Source organism: Desulfobulbaceae bacterium (genome assembly GCA_013792005.1).
GTDB lineage: Bacteria > Desulfobacterota > Desulfobulbia > Desulfobulbales > VMSU01 > VMSU01.
Map to the genome: position 1 here is coordinate 1 of VMSU01000228.1, position 5,022 is coordinate 5,022.

Annotated in this window: 5 protein-coding genes; all 5 read right to left on the reverse strand. The window is 45.6% G+C overall.

Annotated features, from left to right (window positions below; all coding sequences use genetic code 11):
- Positions 1-227: hypothetical protein (locus FP815_14685; protein ID MBA3016174.1), on the reverse strand; the 227-nt coding region annotated here is incomplete at its 3' end.
- Between the two features lie 4 nt (positions 228-231).
- A complete protein-coding gene (locus tag FP815_14690; protein ID MBA3016175.1) occupies positions 232-1,524 on the reverse strand; it encodes an AAA family ATPase in 1,293 nt (430 codons plus the stop codon).
- Positions 1,525-1,806: 282 nt separating this feature from the next.
- Complete coding sequence (locus FP815_14695; protein MBA3016176.1) at positions 1,807-2,475, reverse strand: RloB domain-containing protein; 669 nt, start codon at positions 2,473-2,475, stop codon at positions 1,807-1,809.
- The gene (locus FP815_14700) at positions 2,475-3,743 is read right to left on the reverse strand and encodes an ATP-binding protein (protein MBA3016177.1); all 1,269 of its coding nucleotides are present in this window, start codon (positions 3,741-3,743) and stop codon (positions 2,475-2,477) included. The genes FP815_14695 and FP815_14700 overlap by 1 nt, the downstream gene beginning before the upstream one ends.
- Positions 3,744-4,134: 391 nt before the next feature.
- A complete protein-coding gene (locus FP815_14705) occupies positions 4,135-4,827 on the reverse strand; it encodes a hypothetical protein (protein ID MBA3016178.1) in 693 nt (230 codons plus the stop codon).
- Positions 4,828-5,022 lie beyond the last annotated feature (195 nt).

The following is a 5,022-nucleotide window of genomic DNA, read 5'->3' on the forward strand; positions in this document are numbered from 1 at the left end:
TCCGGGTAATTGAAAAATGTATTTCCGTAACCCCTTAGCAATTTTGGGAGCTGTGTTAACAAGATGCGTTTGCTTACATCGGAATTGCCGCCAAGGTTTTTTGGAATCCTGCCAATTCCTTTATATGGATGAACTTTGAATGAATGCTCAGGGCCAATGAATTTGGGAATCAGAATATCCAGAGCTTTTTTCCCGGACTGGTCTTCAACGAGTATTTCAAAATGCATTTGATTACCTCGCATCCAAATAATCGCTGTACCAGAGTCCACCCAAAGGCAATCCCTCCGCAACTAAATTCTTCACCGTATCGTCATCACTCGCCCTCCTGATTATTGAAAAACCATCCGGCCCCTTTTCCAAAATCCAGACTTCGGAAGGTTCCAAGGCATCAACCAAATACGGCTGATGGGTCGTTATGAAAACCTGAGATCCGCCTTTGCGGCCTGTCGCATGTTCACGAAATTCCTTTGCCAAGGACTCCAGGAGCTTGTGATACAAGCCATTTTCCGGTTCTTCGATACATAAAAACGGTGGTGGTGTCGGATCTTCAAGTAAAAGCAAATAGGCAAACACCTTCAGTGTCCCGTCAGACATCTGTTGGGCGTAAAACGGGTCTTGAAAGCCTTTATCATTGAACCGCAGAAGCAAGCGACCGTCATTAGTCGCTTCCGTGTCAATCTTATTGACACCGGGAATTTTATCAGCAATACGATTTAGAATCGCCTCGAAACGTTTTGGGTGCTCCCGTCGCATGAACTGCACTACATTACCAAGATTATCACCATGAATGTTGAGGTGTTTTTGGGGTCCAGCAAGAGGCAGACTGCGAGCGGCATCGGGAGTGAAGTAACTTAGGTACCATCCTTCGATGAATCTGCGAAACGCCGAAATTCTCGGATGTTGTTTCAGTGCCCCCAGAGTTGCAATTCCAAGCTTGCGTATATCCTCAAGTTCGACAACTTCGGTTTCTCTCGACTCTTCTTTAGATTCCCCAGACTTAATGGATTCCATAAGATTATTGAGATCAAAATCCTCTTGATCTTCCTTGATTTGAGGACCATCCTGATCTCCTTTCCAAGCGACCCCCTTTCCACTATTCAACACAAGAAAAGAATAAGGCCACCCATGCTTTTGGCCTGTTCGCCTTTGCCTGAGACGCTCTTTCAATACAAATGGACGTCCGGAAGTATCTAAATCAATTGCAATCTCATACGTAATGGGCCGAGAATTGCCACCCTCTTTGTAATATATCTCGAATTCGATTGGTTCTTGTTGGCCTTGTGCCCTAATTCTCTTAAAGCCACCTCGACCGCGAGAATCGCAAGCCTCTTCTACGCCTGATTTCAAAGCATCTGCCAAGAAACCGAAAGCATCAAATAATGTGCTTTTCCCAACACCATTTTTACCAATGACCGCAGTCATCGGCATAAGAGGATCGGCCTGTTGCTTATTCCACAACCGGCCAAGAGTGACGTCCTTCAAGGATCTGAAGTTTCTGATTCTGAATCCTTCTATCTTTGCCATATTTTTCCTCGCATTATTACTGCCGACCAGTTTAACACATTAGCAGATATAGCTTCTTCGAGATCCAACCCCCAAACCTCGCAGTGAGGACTTCGGAGGCGACAGTGGGTTGATAATTTTCTAAGCACAAGGAAACCTTTAGGCGATTTTTTTAAACTTTAAAGGAGGTTCCATTATGCTCGAAAACCATGTTAACGGATTTTGAACCTGTTGTACTACTGCTTCTTTCTCTCGCAAGTCAAAGTGGAAGATGTAGACGCGACCCATTTTCCACTCGCAAAGTCACTTTTTCAGGTCGCGCAGGTATCCGACCAGCTGATGCATCTTAGTGGAGGGGTTGTCGCTTCCCGACTCATCTGTATGGTTCTGCAAGCGACTGGCGTGTATCATGGCATCCGGCAGTCTTTCATTGAGGGAAGAGAAAAGGCCGCCCGTGCCCTTGTCGTAGCCGGAAATGTGTTTCTTCAGGGTTTTGATGACCGAGGCACAGATGGAACCAGACGGGCCGGTGGAACCGAACGCTTTGGTGGTATAGCCGAAATGCAAAAGGATCCAGACCTCAAAACAAGGTACCGACGTGATAGCCTGAATGGAATCCCCCTTACCCATTTTCGCCGTCCGGATTCTCTCCAGGGCCTCATTGTAGGTGGGGTGCCGGTCTTTATCAAAAACGCAGAAAACCCGATTGTACTTTCTTTCTTTTCGGTACTCGGTCAAGGCATAATCCACAACACTGCGTGGCGATGAGCCGCACTCGTCACCGGCAATTTTGATATTGGCGGTGCTCAGCTTGAAGGCATCACGAAGTTCCTGTAAATATTTCGGTTCTGTCTTGCCGCCTTCGCAAACGATCAACACCAGATCGTAGGCCTCACGCTTTTGTGCCTCCCGGCGCAGGGCATCGGCTTTCTTGGCCTTTCTCCGATGGAAGAGTTGATCCGCTGGTGCCATCAGAGGTTGGCCTCGCGGGTATAAGGCAAGGCTCCGTACCGGCCGCTCAAATATCCCTTCTGCAGGGCTTCACCCGCCCTGGGTTTGAAGTCGGTGAGCGGATAGAGCTGGCTGGCGTTGGACTTATCTTTTTCGATAAACCAGACCTGGTCGCGACGTACTAAATCCTGATCCAGAAGAGAGGTGTCGTGGGTAGTGAAAATCAGCTGTCCGTTTGCCGGATTGGTTTTACCGTTATGAAACATGGAAAGCAGATATCGCATGATCTTTGGATGGAGACTGTTGTCCAGTTCATCGGCAATGATGATTCGGCCTTGAGAGAGCATGTTGAGCCAGGGGCCGGCATAGGCGAAGAGTTTGCGGGTACCGTCCGACTCTTCTTCGAGCGAAAGGATTACTGTGGAATCTCCGCCATCGACTGGATGAAGAAAGCCCACTCGCGTCATCTTTTTGCCATCCATACTGCGACGGATATCCTCCTTCATCACTTCGGGCATATCTGATGGCAGATCTTCGGGAGAGAAATCTTTGGTTTCCATCTGGATATCGGAGATGCTGATATCAGCTTCATTCATGAAAGCAAGGATGTGCTTTTTCTTTTCTTCATCCTGGCACGCATTAATGCTGTATGAAGGAGCGAGTAACGTGCCGTGACCGATGACAAAAAGCCTCTGAAACCAGGTAAGGACCGGCTTAAGCTGCTCACTGTTCCACTGAATTGCTGTGGAAAGAAACAGAGCGTTGCTTCTAGTCATCTCCTGCCACTGCTTTTTACGGCCGATGAAACGGCTGCCGAAATACCATTGGTAGTCGTTGCTCTCAGACTGAAAATTCCTTTCAAACCAGCGCTGAGCGTGACCTTCCGGATAGGCGATCAGCCATTCGTTGGTTACCCTTTCTTTGGTGACCGCAAAGCCGTACTGATAGCGAACGCCTTCCTGGATAAACTGCACCTCGAACTCACTGGGCTGAGTTGGCCCAAGTTGATTGAACAGGAAGGGGTTGACCGCGATCTCTTCCCCTTCTTGAAGTTCTTTGGCCGAGGAGATGACAAACTTCTTCACAAAGCCCATGGCTCGGATAAAGTTGCTTTTACCCCCAGCATTGGGGCCGTAAACAACCGTTGAACGTAGGAGCCGAGGTAAACGGGGAACCGGACTCTCGAAAGTGTTGTTCTCAAGCAGGTCTTTCTGAGGAGTCGCGGTCAAGGATAGTTTCCGAGGCTCCCAAAAGGAACGGAAATTAGCGACACTGAACTCGATAAGCATGATAGTAGTCCTTGAAAATGAAGGGTAAAAGACATTGTCCGGCTATTCTCCGGGCGTCATTACATTTACACTCATACCCTTAATGTGCAACTTTTCAAGCATAAAATGCATAAAAAATGAAAAAAATGTTTCTAAATTGATATCTGTATCTATTTTGCTGATGCTGATAACCGATGGGATAGCCCCAGCCCGACACCTCACTCTGTCCGAAATAAAGACCAAGGTTTTTTTTCTGCGCCGAAGGCGAGGTCCGCCACGCTTACTCTGTCCAACCTCGAAATCAATAGCTCTTCTGAAAAATGAACCTATTCTTTTGTCTGTCCCGACCACGCGCAACGTTTAGGTTAACTTGACCGCGCCAATGAACTTTCCGCGTCAGCGCCGCCAACGTTCACGCGGTCTGGTTAATACTTTTGTTCGATTTTAATTCATTAATATCAATAAATATATCAATGACATACTGCTGTAGCTTGTGCCGATTTAAAGACATGAGATTTTTTTGCAATTTTAAAGCTCCTTCCCATTGCTCATGACTGGTAGGCGAATGTGTCGAGTCGTTGCAAAAATAAATAAAAATTAAATATGCATTTACGCCGCATACTTCTCTGAGAAAGTACAGATGGTATATCCGGTTTGCGTATTGATAAAAGTTAGTCAGCCAGTTCTTTTCTGGGGTTACATTTAAAAAATGCTTTGTGTTTTCTACGCTCTTTTCAATTTGTTTTTTAGATGTTTCAGATTTTGCCTTACATGAAGATAAAATTTCGGGGATGTTTGCTTTCGCCTCGACAATGAAATGATATTTATTTTCAAATTTTCCTAAAGCGTCCCATTGGGGGCCACTATTAGGCCAAAAATGGGAAAGTTTGGTTAGATGGCCTTCGATGCCTAAAATTTTCAGAAAATCTCCATCACGGTATTCAGTAAATTCATCTTCCTTTTTCGGTGACACCCAATCTATTTGAGTTAATTCTTCCTTGATATGATCTTGTATTTTTTTATTCAATATTTCGCTGTTCTCATTAACAAGGAATTGAATCCACTTCAGGCTTCCTTTTTCTCCGATTGGTTGTGGGATTCTCATTTTTTATTTTTCAATCGAACTAGTAATTATACGGTTTCTGTTTATCACTCAAAAATTAATTTGCCATCAACCTTAAACCGGGAATTCCGTACAGTTTTTTAACGGTATATCATGAGAAAATGGGGCAGAAAATGGGGACAGATTTATTTTTCTTCTTTTCTTGGCCGACCAGGGCCTCTTAGCTCTAAACGGCGA